The 13832-nt window shown below is 65.4% G+C and carries 14 protein-coding genes; 8 read left to right on the top strand and 6 right to left on the bottom strand.

Annotated elements, in window-relative coordinates:
* The first annotated feature begins 124 nt into the window (after positions 1-124).
* Complete coding sequence (locus ABE459_RS11800; protein ID WP_323831080.1) at positions 125-1426, top strand: MFS transporter; 1302 nt, start codon at positions 125-127, stop codon at positions 1424-1426.
* Positions 1427-1460: 34 nt separating this feature from the next.
* Here the strand turns inward: ABE459_RS11800 and ABE459_RS11795 are convergent, their stop codons facing one another.
* The 4 genes from ABE459_RS11795 to ABE459_RS11780 form a co-directional block, all read right to left on the bottom strand.
* The gene (locus tag ABE459_RS11795) at positions 1461-2381 is read right to left on the bottom strand and encodes a LysR family transcriptional regulator (RefSeq protein ID WP_125858590.1); all 921 of its coding nucleotides are present in this window, start codon (positions 2379-2381) and stop codon (positions 1461-1463) included.
* Between the two features lie 7 nt (positions 2382-2388).
* Positions 2389-3285 carry a LysR family transcriptional regulator gene (locus ABE459_RS11790; protein WP_323831079.1) on the bottom strand — a complete coding sequence of 299 codons (897 nt, stop codon included), beginning with the start codon at positions 3283-3285 and terminating at the stop codon, positions 2389-2391.
* Positions 3286-3373: 88 nt separating this feature from the next.
* A complete protein-coding gene (locus ABE459_RS11785) occupies positions 3374-3784 on the bottom strand; it encodes an SRPBCC family protein (protein WP_125464048.1) in 411 nt (136 codons plus the stop codon).
* Positions 3785-3856: 72 nt separating this feature from the next.
* Positions 3857-4867 carry an aldo/keto reductase gene (locus tag ABE459_RS11780; RefSeq protein WP_125464047.1) on the bottom strand — a complete coding sequence of 337 codons (1011 nt, stop codon included), beginning with the start codon at positions 4865-4867 and terminating at the stop codon, positions 3857-3859.
* Positions 4868-5068: 201 nt separating this feature from the next.
* On the opposite strand from ABE459_RS11780, the gene ABE459_RS11775 reads away from it, so the two are divergent.
* A complete protein-coding gene (locus ABE459_RS11775; protein ID WP_323831078.1) occupies positions 5069-5566 on the top strand; it encodes a DUF4019 domain-containing protein in 498 nt (165 codons plus the stop codon).
* On the opposite strand, the gene paaX is transcribed toward ABE459_RS11775, so the two are convergent.
* Complete coding sequence (gene paaX, locus ABE459_RS11770; protein ID WP_125464045.1) at positions 5567-6490, bottom strand: phenylacetic acid degradation operon negative regulatory protein PaaX; 924 nt, start codon at positions 6488-6490, stop codon at positions 5567-5569.
* 59 nt (positions 6491-6549) lie between these two features.
* Positions 6550-7149, bottom strand: coding sequence for a phenylacetic acid degradation protein PaaY (gene paaY, locus ABE459_RS11765; protein ID WP_323831077.1), 600 nt, complete (start codon positions 7147-7149; stop codon positions 6550-6552).
* Positions 7150-7492: 343 nt separating this feature from the next.
* Between paaY and paaF the strand changes: the two genes are divergently transcribed.
* The 6 genes from paaF (at position 7493) to paaK (ending at position 13682) form a co-directional block, all read left to right on the top strand.
* The gene (gene paaF / locus ABE459_RS11760; RefSeq protein ID WP_323831076.1) at positions 7493-8266 is read left to right on the top strand and encodes a 2,3-dehydroadipyl-CoA hydratase PaaF; all 774 of its coding nucleotides are present in this window, start codon (positions 7493-7495) and stop codon (positions 8264-8266) included.
* Between the two features lie 32 nt (positions 8267-8298).
* Positions 8299-9093 (top strand): 2-(1,2-epoxy-1,2-dihydrophenyl)acetyl-CoA isomerase PaaG, encoded by a 795-nt coding sequence (gene paaG, locus ABE459_RS11755; protein ID WP_125464042.1) that lies wholly within the window; start codon positions 8299-8301, stop codon positions 9091-9093.
* Positions 9094-9095: 2 nt separating this feature from the next.
* Positions 9096-10613 (top strand): 3-hydroxyacyl-CoA dehydrogenase PaaH, encoded by a 1518-nt coding sequence (gene paaH, locus ABE459_RS11750; RefSeq protein WP_323831075.1) that lies wholly within the window; start codon positions 9096-9098, stop codon positions 10611-10613.
* A 1-nt stretch (position 10614) separates the two neighbouring features.
* On the top strand, positions 10615-11055 hold the full coding sequence (paaI, locus tag ABE459_RS11745; protein WP_125466197.1) for a hydroxyphenylacetyl-CoA thioesterase PaaI: 441 nt from the start codon (positions 10615-10617) through the stop codon (positions 11053-11055).
* On the top strand, positions 11048-12268 hold the full coding sequence (gene pcaF / locus ABE459_RS11740) for a 3-oxoadipyl-CoA thiolase (protein ID WP_323831074.1): 1221 nt from the start codon (positions 11048-11050) through the stop codon (positions 12266-12268). Before paaI ends, pcaF begins: the two co-directional genes overlap by 8 nt.
* A gap of 94 nt (positions 12269-12362) precedes the next feature.
* Complete coding sequence (paaK, locus tag ABE459_RS11735; protein ID WP_125464039.1) at positions 12363-13682, top strand: phenylacetate--CoA ligase PaaK; 1320 nt, start codon at positions 12363-12365, stop codon at positions 13680-13682.
* Positions 13683-13832: the final 150 nt, after the last annotated feature.

Raw genomic sequence — 13832 nt, 5'->3', positions numbered from 1 at the left:
TATCCCTGGATCAGCTCTTTTCATTACCCAAGGTTGCCAGCGGCTCCAACAATCGGGGCGCACAAGGCCTGCGCACAGGGTGCGCAGGATGTGCCTCCCGATAATCACAAGAACGAGCACTGCGATGAAGACGACCTCCTCCCCGGCTGACCTGGCGCTGGACGCCAACGCTCCCATGACCACGGTGCGCTGGCGCATCTTCCTGATCCTGTTGCTGCTCACCGCGATCAACTACATCGACCGCGCCTCGCTGTCGGTGGCCCTGCCGTTGATCGCGCCGGAGTTCAACCTGACACCGGCCATGGAGGGGCTGATGCTCAGCGCTTTCTTTTGGTCGTATGCACTGATGCAGATCCCTGGCGGCCTGTTGCTGGACCGCTTCCACACCCGCGGCATCATCGGCGCCGCGACCATCGCCTGGGGCGCCTTCCAGGCCTTGGGCGCGGTCTCGCATCACTGGCTGGTGCTGCTGTTCACGCGGATCGGCCTGGGTGTGGCCGAATCGCCGATCATGCCCGCAGGCGCCAAGCTCAACGGCTCCTGGCTCACCCCGAACGAGCGCGGTCGTGGCGCGGTGCTGGTCGATGGAGGTGCTCCGCTGGGCAGCGCCCTGGGCGCGATTCTCATCTCCGGGCTGATCGCCTGGCTCGGCTCCTGGCGCCTGGCCTTCGTGGTTGCCGGGGTGGGCACCATCCTGGCCGGCATCCTGGCGTGGAAATACATCCGCAACCACCCCAGCGAGCATCCAGGCGTCAACGAAGCCGAACTGCGCCATATCACCGAAGGCAACGCCAGCGCCCATGCCGCGGCCAAGGCCGGCATATCCCTGCGCGTGCTGCTCAAGGACCGCTCGATCTTCGCCATGTTCGCCGGCTACAGCTGCATCCTCGCGGTGTTCTACGGCCTGCTGACCTGGATGCCCAGCTACCTGCACAAGGCCCACGGCCTGGACATCTCGGCCATGGGCGGAGCGACCTTCCTGATCTTCATGTGCGGTTTCATCGGCGAGCTGGTCGGCGGCTGGATCGGTGACAAGTGGCGCGCCAGCGGCGCCTCGCCGAACCTGGTGATGCGCTCGATGTTCAGCGGCTCGGCACTGGTCGCGGCGGCGTGTATCCTCGCGGCGGCCTTCGTCGCCAGCACCGGCCCGGTGATCACCCTGCTGTGCGTGGCGATGTTCTTCATTCGTTGGTGCGGCATGTACTGGTGCCTGCCGGCGATCATCGGCGGCCCGTCGCGCACCGGCGTGCTGGGCGGGACCATGAACTTCTGCGGCAACATGGCGGGCGTGCTGGTGCCGATCATCATCGGCCTGATCGTGCAGTTCACCGGCGAGTACTTCTTCGCCTTGATCTTCTTCGTGGTCGCGGCGCTGCTGATTGCCCTGTTCTCGAGCCTGATCGACTACCGCGAGCGGCAGTTCTGACGGTGCCTGGGGCCGCTTTGCGGCCCCTCTGCACTCAGGGCGCGAGCAACTCTTCGACCAGCAGTTGCGCCGCATGGGACAGTGGCGAGCCCACCCGGTGTACCACCCCGAACGGCTCGCTCAACGCCCGCAAGCGCACCGCAAGCGACACCAGCAGGCCACGCTGCTCGGCAAAGGCCGCCACCGCGCTGGGAATCACCGCCACCAGGCTCGGGTCTTCCTCCAGCAACATGAAGGTTGCGAAGGTGGACGAAGTCTCCAGCGGATAGCGCGGCACTTCCACGCCAGCCTCGTTCAACTCGCGCTCCAGGGCCTGGCGCATAGGCATGTTGGCCGGGTAGACGATCCACCGGTAGTGGCTCAGGTCGCCGATTTCCAGGGCCTGCGCACTGGCCAATGGGTGCTGCGGGTGGGCCACCACCGCCAGCGGCTCCTGCGCCAACTCCATGAACACGTAGTCGGACGTATTACGCCCAACGCCGGGACGGCAGATCGCCAGGTCCAGGCGCCCTTCGTCCAGTTGCTCGAGCAGGTTGGCGCTGGTGTTCTCGGCAATTTCCACCGACAACTGCGCCTGCTTTCGCCGCAACCGCCCCAGCGCCCCCACCAGCATCGGCATGGCCCCCATGATGCTGCCCACCGCCAGGTGCCCGCCCTGCCCCTGCACGATGCCCAGCATCTCGTCGCGCAAATGCCCCAGATCGCTGTGGATCAACCGCGCATAGCGCACCATGCAGCGCCCGGCGTCGTTGGCCATCAGGCCGCTGGGCTGGCGCACGAACAACGGCACGCCGAGGATCTCCTCGACTTCACGCAAGGCCTTGGTCGCACCGGGCTGGGAAATGGCCATGGCCTCGGCGGCCTTGTGCAGTGAGCCACAGCGATCCAGCTCGATAAGCAGACGCAACTGACGCAAACGCAGTCGGGCGAAAATACTGTCCAGGGAGGGAATCATAGGGTCCTCAGTACTCTGCGCCAGCCAATACGATCTGACGAAACTCGCCTACTATCGGGCGCAGGTCAACTCGGTGCCAGGCTGCCCAGAGGCCGATGCTTTGCTGTAACCACGGCAACTCGCGCAGCACCACCTCAGGGGTGCTGCCAGCGCCGATGCTCTGCTGTATCAGCGCCAAGCCTAACCCTGCGGATACCAGCCCCAGCGCACTCAGCGGTTCGGCGGCCTCCAGCCGGATCTGCGGGGTAAAGCCTGCCTCCACGCAACGGGCCATGAAACGCTCGCGACGGTTGGGGGTCGCGTGCCCGTCGACCATGATCCAATCCTGCTCGTGAAGGTCGGCAGGGTCGATCTGCGCCTTGTCTGCCAGTGGATGCCCAATGGGTAGCGCGAGATAGAGCGGGTCCTGGAATACCGGTATTGCCAGCAGGTCCAGATCCCCCACCGGTATCGGCTCGCACACCAGCGCGATATCGAGGCTGCGCTGGCGCAACCCCTCGAATTGCTCTTGGGCCGTCAGGTTGTACAGGGCGATATGGATGCCCGGCCGTTCCTCACGCACCTGGCGCAACGCCTTGGGCAATACCCCAGCATGGATGGCGTGGCTGACGTAGCCGATGCACAGCCCGCCCGTCTCGCCCCGGCCCAATCGGCGGCCGAGTGACTCCAGGCGTTCGGCGTGTTTGAGCAGGGCCTTGGCCTCGTACAGGAAGGTGCGACCGTCGGAGGTGATGCGTAGCCGTTGCTGACTGCGTTCGAACAGCTGCAGCCCCAGGCGCTCCTCAAGCTGGGCAATCTGCCGGCTGAGCGGCGACTGGGAGATGTGCAGTTGCTCCGCCGCCTTGCCCACGTGTTCCAACTCAGCCACGGCGACGAAATAACGGAGTTGTCTGAAGTCCAGCATATGAGTCTTCGAAAATGAGTAAGGCCGTGGAAACACGGCTCGGGGGGCTGCTCAGGCTAGGGGCCGCCTTGCGGCCCCTAGCCATCCATCAACCTTTCAGTGCTTGCTTCAGTGCAGCCAGGCCATCCTGGTAGATAGTGGCGAACATCGCGCTCGCTTCGGCATCGCTGATACCGACCGGCACGAACGAGCCGGACCATTCCACACGGGCCCCCTGGCCTACCGACACCACGCGCAGAGTCGACTGGTAGTCGCGAACCGGTGCCGGGCCTTGAAGGATGGTGTAGCTGTAGCTGCGCCCGGCTTCGTTGAAGTCCAGCAGACGCTCGATGATGGTGTCGCCGTCGATGCTCTTGAGCGTGCGCACGCGGCCGCCTTCGCTCAGGATGCTTTGTGGAATGAACGGCAGCCAGTCGGGCAGTGCGTCGAAGCCGCCAATCAGTTGCCAGACACGGTCGGCATTGATGTCAAGGTCGATGGACGATTGTGCAGTAGCCATGATGTTTCTCCTGGGGTTCAACCCCGATGATGCGTTAAGGACAGGGCCGCGACGCGGCCCCGCAAAGTCAGTTCAAACGGTTGGAACAGGCGCCAGGGCGTTGATCAGGCCTTGTTGACGCAGGTCATTCCAGAACGCGCTGGGGATGACAGCGCTCAGGGCTGCATGGTCTTCGTTGGCGTGCAGCGGACGGGTCGAACCCGGGATTGCTGCGACCACGGCCGGGTGGGCCAGGGCGAACTGCAGGGCGGCGGCCTTGACGTCGACGCCATGGGCACGGGCGACCGCACGAATGCGCTCGAGCTTCTCCAGCACCGCCTGGGTGGCCTTCTGGTATTCGAAGTGCTCGCCACCGGCAGTGACGCCAGAGCTGTATGGCCCGCCGACGACGATGCCAACGCCCTGCTCCACGGCTTGCGGCATGACACGTTGCAGGGCGCGATCGTGATCCAGCAGCGAGTAACGACCGGCGAGCAGGAAGCCGTCTGGACGCGGCTCGTCCAGGTCGAGGGTCAGCTCGATCGGCTCGACCCGGTTCACACCCAGGCCCCACGCCTTGATCACGCCTTCTTCACGCAGGCGGGTGAGGACTCGGAAGGCCCCTTTGCGTGCGGTTTCGAAACGCTCCAGCCACTCGTCACCATAGAAGTCCTGGGCGATGTCGTGGATCCAGACAATGTCCAGGCGGTCGGTCTTCAGGCGACGCAGGCTGTCCTCGATGGAGCGCAAGGTGGCGTCGGCGCTGTAGTCGTTGACGATGCGGTTGCGGTTGCCGTGTTCGAACAAGCCGCTCTTCTCGCCCAGCTCACGGCTGGTAGGGTCTTCCAGTTCGTCGAGGATGATCCGACCGACCTTGGTGCTGAGCACGTATTCGTCACGCGGACGACCGACCAGGGCGTTGCCCAGACGCGATTCGGAGAGGCCGGCACCGTAGAACGGCGCGGTGTCGAAGTAGCGCACACCGTTGTTCCAGGCGGCGTCGACAGTGGCTTGCACCTCGGCCTCTGGCACATTGCGGAACATGTTGCCCAGGGGGGCGGTGCCGAAGCCCAGTGGATTGGCGATAAGGGATTTGAGGTTCATCTGGGTTTTCCTGATTAGGGGAGTTGGTTATGAACTCCGATGGCGGCAATCCTATTGCGCCCCTACCAAGATCGTCCAAGTCATAATTCGACAGACTTGAGACCTTTTGAGCAATGTGCTGTGTATGGCCTTGCGGGTGTCCAACGCGCCCGCTTTTCGGTTTAATAGCCCGCTGACCCCCTCTACTCTCGAGGTTTTTGCATGAAGCATGGTGTTTTACTGGTCGGTTTGCTGTTGCTCGCAGGCTGTGATGTCTCCATCAATACAAACGCTCCCGCAACGAATACGTCGGCGGTAGTGCTCTCCCAGCCTGGCCCTGCGCAACAGCAGAAACAGATAGCGGATACGGCGAACGAGTTCCTGCTGTTGCTGGACGCGGGAAGAGCCGACATGACCTGGGCGTCGGCAGGCTCAGTCCTCAAAGCAGCTACCACCGAGCCAAACTGGGTCAAAGGCATCAGCGGATTACGCATGGGGCTTGGCGAGCTGCAGCAGCGTAATCAATACCAGGTGGCGTTCACCAAACAACTGCCGGATGCGCCGCCTGGTCATTACGCCGCCGTCCAGACCCAATCAACCTTCGCAAACATGACCGTCACCGAGGCCGTGCTGCTCAGCGAAGAAGCTGATCAATGGCGGGTTGTCGGCTACAACATCAGCAAAGCCGTCGAGGTTTCCGCAGGGATTCGGCTTTTCTAGTCAGCTCAACCCACCGAACCTTTTGTAATAGCTGCTGTTGGCATCCGGCAACGGCCCGTCCGCGGTCTCCAGCGCAGTGGCAAGGTATTCCTCTGCCCTGCCTTGCACCAGCCGATACAGGTTGCGGCAGAGTTGCCGAGCCGCTCGGCCTTCCCAGTCGCCTGGCAACAACTCGTCCGGCAGTTGCGGATCGCGCAGCAGCAGGCGGCGGTACTCGTGGATGAGCAAGGTGCGGGCCAGGAAGCAGTCTGCGGCATCGGGCGCCTCCAACTCTTTCATCGCCTGCCACAAAGGGCGGAACAAGCGAATGAACTCGCTGTAATGCTGCCCTAGCTCATCGATATTCCAGCTCTCGCGCACCTGGGCGCGCAGGGCCTTGGAGGCCAGCACTTCCTGGGCGTGGGTCTCGAACACGATGCTGTCATCCTCGGCGTCCAACTCGCGCAGTGTCGCTGCAAGGTCGGCACGGTCGCTGCGTGGGCAGCCCAGCAGGTTCGGGCCCATGGCGCCGAAACCTTGCCACTCGAGCTCTTCACGCACGGCCTTGCGCTTGGCGGCATCGAGCTGCGACAGCAGCACCAGCGTCCACGCGCCGTTCCAGGCCGGCAGGTTGGCGCTGTAGACACGCTTGAAGGCTTTCTCGAATCGCCGACGGCCGGTGCCGGTCAGGCTGTAGTAGCTGCGCCGCCCCACCTTCTCGGCGGTCAGCCAGCCTTCCTTGGTCAGGCGAAAGATCGAGGTACGGATCAGCCGCTCATTGATGCCCATCGGCTCCAGCAGGTTGATCAGGCTACCCAGCCAGACCGTGCCGCCATGGGGTTCGATGGCATCGCCATAGAGCGTGATGATCAGCGAGCTGGCGCGGATCGGCGTCTGCTCCTGGAAGCGGGTGATCAGGTGATTCAGGGGGGCAAGGCTGCTCATGAGGGGACGCGGCGCGGCTAAAGCCTCGACTATACCTGCCTGCCGTGGCCGTGCAAGGTTCATGCGCCACCCTCGGCCTTGGGCCGGAAACCTGAATCACCCATGCGCGGGCGCTGCGCCTCTGCTTCGCTCAATGGCGGGCACTCCACCATCGAGGCCATGCAGCGTCGGGTCAGGCTGTGGTACTGGGCAGTGCCGCGTTGCTTCCAGGCCAGCTCCTGGTCGCTGAGCGAGCGCTTGACCTCGGCCGGCGCCCCCACCACCAGGCTCTGCTCCGGGCACTGGAAGCCGGCCTTGACGAAGGCCGTGGCGGCGACGATGCAGCGCGGCGCGATATGCGCCCCATCCATCACCACCGCATTCATCCCCACCAAGGCATCCTCGCCCACCCGGCAACCGTGCAACACCGCGCCGTGGCCGACGTGGCCATTGCGCTCCACCACCGTGTCGCCCCCGGGGAAGCCATGCATCACGCAGGTGTCCTGCAGGTTGGCGCCATGCTCCAGGACGATACGCCCGAAATCGCCGCGCAATGAGGCCAGCGGGCCGACATAGCAATCGGGGCCGATGATCACGTCACCGATCAGGACTGCGCTGGGATGGACATAGGCACTGGGATGAACCACAGGGGTCAGGCCGTCGAGGCGGTAGCAGGGCATAGGTTGTTTCTCAATGTGATTCGGATGGCAATCCGATCTTGTATCACTTCAATTGGTTCAGTCAATTCATCCAGACGTGTATCGCTTTGATGGCTGCGATTCATTGCCGGCAAAGCAGCTTCCAAAAGGCCTAATCGCCAGCTTTCAGGCTCTATGCTCTGTGAGGGCCGGCTTGTCGGCGATGCACCGAGCGAGCGAGGCCAAGAACATAATGAGATACACACATTCAATTTATATGTTGCATTGCGGTATCGCTTTGAATCTATACTTGCCCCAGCACCGCCAACAACTCCAAGAAAAGCCAGCTCCAGCTGGCGCCGAACGTGCAGCCTGAGGTACCACCATGCCCAGCAACCTCCTTGTGCAGCCCCCAGCGGACGGCGTCCGTCTGATCACCCTGCACCGCCCGCAAGCCCTCAACGCCTTGAGCACCGAGCTGCTGGCCGAGCTAGCCGCCGAACTCGACGCCGCAGAACGCGACGAACACACCCGCGCCGTGATCATCACCGGCAGCCGCAAGGCCTTCGCCGCCGGCGCCGATGTCAACGAAATGGCCGAGCGCGATCTGGTCGGTATCCTCAACGACCCCCGCGTATCCCACTGGCAACGCATCGCCGCCTTCGCCAAGCCACTGATCGCCGCCGTCAACGGCTACGCCCTGGGTGGCGGCTGCGAACTGGTGATGTGCGCCGATATCGTCATTGCCGGCAGCGATGCACGGTTCGGCCAACCCGAAATCAATCTCGGCATCATCCCCGGCGCCGGCGGCACCCAGCGCCTGCTGCGCGCAGTGGGCAAGCCGCTGGCCATGCAGATGGTGCTCAGCGGCGAGGCGATCGACGCCCGCCACGCCTTGCAGGCCGGCCTGGTCAGCGAAGTCACCGAGCCTGAACTGACGGTCGAGCGCGCCCTGCAGGTGGCCCGCGCCATCGCCGCCAAGGCGCCGCTGGCCGTGCGCCTGGCCAAGGAGGCGCTGCTCAAGGCCCAGGACACCGACCTGGCCACCGGCCTGCGTTTCGAGCGCCACGCTTTCACCCTGCTGGCCGGCACTGCCGACCGCAATGAAGGCATCCGCGCCTTCCAGGAAAAACGCCCGGCCCGCTTCCTCGGCCAGTGACCCCTCCCCTCCACCGACGGAGCGCTTCCAGCATGCCTTTCCAGCACATCCTGTTTTCCATCGACGACGACGGTGTCGCCCTGCTCAGCCTCAACCGGCCCGAGCAACTGAACAGCTTCAACAGCGCCATGCACCTGGAAGTGCGCGAAGCCCTCAAGCAAGTGCGCCAGAGCGAACACGCCCGAGTACTGCTGCTGACCGGGGAAGGCCGCGGCTTCTGCGCAGGCCAGGACCTGTCCGATCGCAATGTCGCCCCCGGCGCCGAGATGCCCGACCTGGGCGAATCCATCGAAAAGTTCTACAACCCCTTGGTGCGCAGCCTGCGCGACCTGCCGCTGCCGGTGATCTGTGCCGTCAATGGCGTGGCCGCCGGCGCCGGCGCCAACCTGCCGCTGGCCTGCGACCTGGTGCTGGCAGCGCGTTCTGCCAGCTTCATCCAGGCGTTCTGCAAGATTGGCCTGGTTCCCGACTCCGGCGGCACCTGGCTGCTGCCGCGCCTGATCGGCATGGCCCGGGCCAAGGCGCTGGCATTGCTCGGCGAGCGCCTGAGCGCCGAACAGGCCGAACAGTGGGGGCTGATCCATCGCGTGGTCGACGATGCCGCCCTGCGTGACGAGGCCCTGACCCTGGCCCGCCAGCTGGCGACCCAGCCCACCTACGGCCTGGCCCTGATCAAGCGCGCACTGAACCAGAGCTACGACAACCGTTTTGACCAGCAGCTGGAGCTGGAGCGCGACCTGCAGCGCCTGGCCGGGCGCAGCGAGGACTACCGCGAAGGCGTCAGCGCCTTCATGAACAAGCGCGTCCCCGCGTTCAAGGGGCGTTGATCATGGCTGCACTCGACCGCAACACGCTGGTGGCAGTCATTGGTGCCGGCGCCATGGGCGCCGGAATCGCCCAGGTAGCCGCCCAGGCCGGCCACCCGGTTTGCCTCTACGACAACCGCCCAGGCGCCGCCGCGCAAGCCGTTGCAGGCATCGACCGGCAGCTCGGCCGCCTGGTGGAAAAAGGCAAGCTGCCCGCCACCGAGCGCGCAGCCATCAGCGCCCGCCTGCTGCCTGTGGAAACCCTCGATGCCCTCGCCCCCGCGCGCCTGGTCATCGAAGCCATCGTCGAGAACCTGACGGTAAAACAAGGCCTGCTGCACCAGCTCGAAGCCGTGTGTGGCGAGGACTGCATACTCGCCAGCAACACCTCGTCGCTGTCGATCACCAGCCTGGCCGCCGGCCTGAAGCGCCCGCAGCAAGTGATCGGCATGCACTTCTTCAACCCGGCGCCGTTGATGGCCCTGGTGGAGATTGTCTCGGGCCTGGCCAGCGATCCCGCCGTCGCCGCCACCTTGTATGAAACGGCCAAGGTCTGGGGCAAGGAGCCGGTGCACACGCAGTCTACGCCGGGCTTCATCGTCAACCGCGTAGCGCGCCCTTTCTATGCCGAAAGCCTGCGCCTGCTGCAGGAAGGCGCCGCCGACTGCGCCACCCTCGACGCCCTGCTGCGCGAGGCCGGCGGTTTTCGCATGGGCGCTTTCGAGCTCACCGACCTGATCGGGCATGACGTCAACTACGCCGTGACCTGCTCAGTGTTCGAGGCCTTCTATGGCGACTTGCGCTTCCAGCCGTCGCTGGTGCAGAAGGCGCTGGTGGATGCCGGGCGCCTGGGGCGCAAGTCCGGGCAGGGCTTCTATAGCTATGCCGAGGGCGCGCAAAAGCCGCAACCGCTCAGCCTGGCCAGCCAGGCGAATGTGGATTGCTGCGTGGCAGAAGGCGACCTTGGCGTGCTGCGCACCCTGGTGGAGCGCTTGCGCGGCGCCGGCATCAGCGTGACCGAACGCGCAGGCACAGGCTTGCTGCGGGTCGGCGACGCCACCCTGGCGCTTTCCGACGGTCGCCTGGCTAGCCAGCGTGCCCGCGAGGACGGCCTGAGCAACCTGGTCCTGCTCGATCTGGCCCAGGACTATGCCAGCGCTACCCGCCTTGCCATCAGCCACGCCGCCAACTGCACCGCCGAGGCTCGCGACCAGGCGATTGCCTTGCTGCGCAGCGCCGGGCTCGAGGTCAGCGCCGTTGCCGACCTGCCCGGCCTGGTGGTGCTGCGCACCGTCGCCATGCTCGCCAACGAAGCGGCCGACGCGGTGCTGCAAGGGGTTGGCACGCCGCAGGACATCGACCTGGCCATGCGCGCCGGGGTCAATTACCCCCGTGGCCCGCTGGCCTGGGCCGACAGCCTCGGTGTCGGCTACACCCTGCGCGTACTCGACAACCTGCAACGCAGCTACGGCGAGGAACGCTACCGCCCTTCCCTGCTGCTACGCCGCACCCACGTCCAAGGAGGCCGCCTGCATGCCTGATCTGTCCCCCCAAGCCCTGGCGCGTGCCTGCGCCGAGGCCATGTTCGCCCGTGACGCAGCCAGCCAGGGCCTGGGCATCGAACTGCTCGACGCCGGCCCCGGCAGTGCGCGCCTGGCCATGAGCGTGCGCGCCGACATGATCCAGGGCCACGGCACCTGCCATGGCGGCTTTCTGTTTGCCCTTGCCGACTCGGCCTTTGCCTTCGCCTGCAACAGCCATGACGAAGCCACCGTGGCCTTGGGTTGCAGCATCGACTACATCGCGCCGGCCAAACGTGGCGACCAGCTCGTCGCCAGCGCGACCGAACTGAGCCGCAAAGGCCGCACCGGCAACTACGACGTGCGCATCGAAAACCAGCATGGCGAGCTGATCGCCCTGTTCCACGGCAAATCCTACAAGGTGCGCGGCAGCGTGCTGGCACCGGAGAACACCCATGACTGACACCCGCCAGCCCTACGCACTGATCATCGATGCGGTGCGTACCCCCATTGGCCGCTACGGCGGCGCCCTGTCCGGCGTGCGCCCCGACGACCTCGCCGCGATACCGCTCAAGGCGCTGATGGCGCGCCACCCCGAACTGGACTGGAGCCAGGTCGACGATGTGATCCTCGGCTGCGCCAACCAGGCCGGCGAAGACAACCGCAACGTCGCGCGCATGGCCAGCCTGCTGGCCGGGTTGCCGATCAGCGTGCCCGGCACCACCCTCAACCGCCTGTGCGGCTCGGGCCTGGACGCCATCGGTAATGCCGCCCGCGCCCTGCGTTGCGGTGAAGCCGGGCTGATGCTGGCCGGCGGGGTCGAGTCGATGTCGCGGGCGCCGTTCGTGATGGGCAAATCCGAGCAGGCCTTCGGCCGTAGCGCCGAGCTGTACGACACCACCATCGGCTGGCGATTCGTCAACAAACTGATGCAAGCGCAATACGGCATCGACTCGATGCCCGAGACCGCCGAGAACGTCGCCGAGCAGTTCGGCATCAGCCGTGCGGACCAGGACGCCTTTGCCCTGCGCAGCCAGCACAAAGCCGCCGCCGCCCAGGCCAGCGGGCGCCTGGCCGAGGAGATCGTGCCGGTCGAGATTCCTCAGCGCAAAGGCCCGGCCAAATGCATCGAGCACGACGAACACCCCCGTGGCGACACCACCCTTGAGCAACTGGCGCGCCTGGGTACGCCGTTCCGTGAGGGCGGCAGCGTCACCGCTGGCAATGCCTCCGGGGTCAACGACGGCGCCTGCGCGCTGCTGCTGGCCAGCCCCGAGGCCGCCCGCCGGCACAACCTCAAGGCCCGCGGCCGGGTACTGGGGCTGGCGGTGGCCGGGGTCGAACCGCGCATCATGGGCATCGGGCCAGTGCCGGCAACCCACAAGGTGCTGGAGCTGACCGGCCTGGCGCTGGCCGACATGGACGTCATCGAACTCAACGAAGCCTTCGCCGCCCAGGGCCTGGCCGTGTTGCGCGAACTGGGCCTGGCCGACGACGACCCTCGGGTCAACCCCAATGGCGGCGCCATCGCCCTGGGCCACCCGCTGGGCATGAGCGGTGCGCGGCTGGTCACCACCGCCCTGCACCAGCTTGAGCACAGCGGTGGCCGCTACGCGCTGTGCACCATGTGCATCGGCGTGGGCCAAGGCATCGCCCTGGTGATCGAGCGCCTCTGATCAGCCGCCCAGAGACGCAATGCAACGCGGGCAGTATGCTGCCCCCATGACACTCAGGGCCCCGGCCCACGACAAGAACAATTCGAGTGAGACCATGAACCACTACGCCAAAGCCGAACGCGCCCTGCTCGACCCGATGGAAACCGCCAGCCTCGACGCGCTGCGCCAGCACCAGCTGGAGCGCCTGCGCTGGAGCCTGCTGCACGCCTACCAGAACGTTCCTTTGTACCGCCAGCGTTTCGACGCCTGCGGCGCCCACCCGGACGACCTGCACACACTGGACGACCTGGCCAAGTTCCCCTTCACCGGCAAGAACGACCTGCGCGACAACTACCCCTACGGGATGTTCGCCGTGCCCCAGGACCAGGTGGTGCGCCTGCATGCGTCCAGCGGCACCACCGGCAAGCCGACCGTGGTCGGCTATACCCAGAACGACATCGACACCTGGGCCAACGTGGTGGCGCGCTCGATCCGCGCCGCCGGCGGGCGCAAGGGCGACAAGGTGCATGTTTCCTACGGCTACGGCCTGTTCACCGGCGGCCTCGGCGCCCACTACGGCGCTGAGCGCCTGGGCTGCACGGTGATCCCCATGTCTGGCGGCCAGACCGAAAAGCAGGTGCAGCTGATCCGCGACTTCCAGCCCGACATCATCATGGTCACGCCGTCGTACATGCTCAACCTGGCCGACGAGATCGAGCGCCAGGGCATTGCCCCCGAAGACCTCAAGCTGCGCCTGGGCATCTTCGGTGCCGAGCCCTGGACCGATGAACTGCGCCGCTCCATCGAGCAGCGCCTGGGCATCGACGCCCTGGACATCTATGGCCTGTCGGAAATCATGGGCCCGGGCGTTGCCATGGAGTGCATCGAGACCAAGGACGGTCCGACCATCTGGGAAGACCACTTCTACCCCGAGATCATCGACCCGGTAACCGGCGCCGTGCTGCCGGACGGCCAGCTCGGCGAGCTGGTGTTCACCTCGCTGAGCAAGGAGGCACTACCGATGGTGCGCTACCGCACCCGCGACCTCACCCGCCTGCTGCCCGGTACCGCCCGGCCGATGCGGCGCATCGGCAAGATCACCGGGCGCAGCGACGACATGCTGATCATCCGCGGGGTCAACGTGTTCCCCACGCAGATCGAAGAGCAGGTACTGAAAATCAAACAGCTTTCTGAGCTGTATGAGATTCATCTGTATCGCAATGGCAACCTCGACAGCGTCGAGGTGCATGTGGAGTTGCGCGCTGACAGCCAGTACCTGGATGAAGGCCAGCGCAAGCAGGTGGTGGGTGAGCTGGCGAAGCAGATCAAGACCTATATCGGCATCAGCACCCAGGTGCACCTGCAGCCGTGCGGGGCGCTGAAGCGTTCCGAGGGCAAGGCTTGCCACGTGTACGACAAGCGTTTGGCTGGCTGACTCGGCAGCTGTCCATCGAGCCCCGGCATGGTCCGGGGCTTTTTTTTGCCTGTATGAAAGCTGGGGGCGCTTTGCGCCCCTTTCGCGACAAAAAGCCGCACCAAAAGGGGGGGCGCGTGCGAATGGATGGGCGGCCGTGTGTCGCGAAAG

It is taken from the genome of Pseudomonas sp. TWI923 (assembly GCF_039673365.1).
In the GTDB taxonomy this organism is placed as follows: Bacteria; Pseudomonadota; Gammaproteobacteria; order Pseudomonadales; family Pseudomonadaceae; genus Aquipseudomonas; species Aquipseudomonas sichuanensis.
This window is presented reverse-complemented; position numbering and strand designations above follow the sequence as displayed.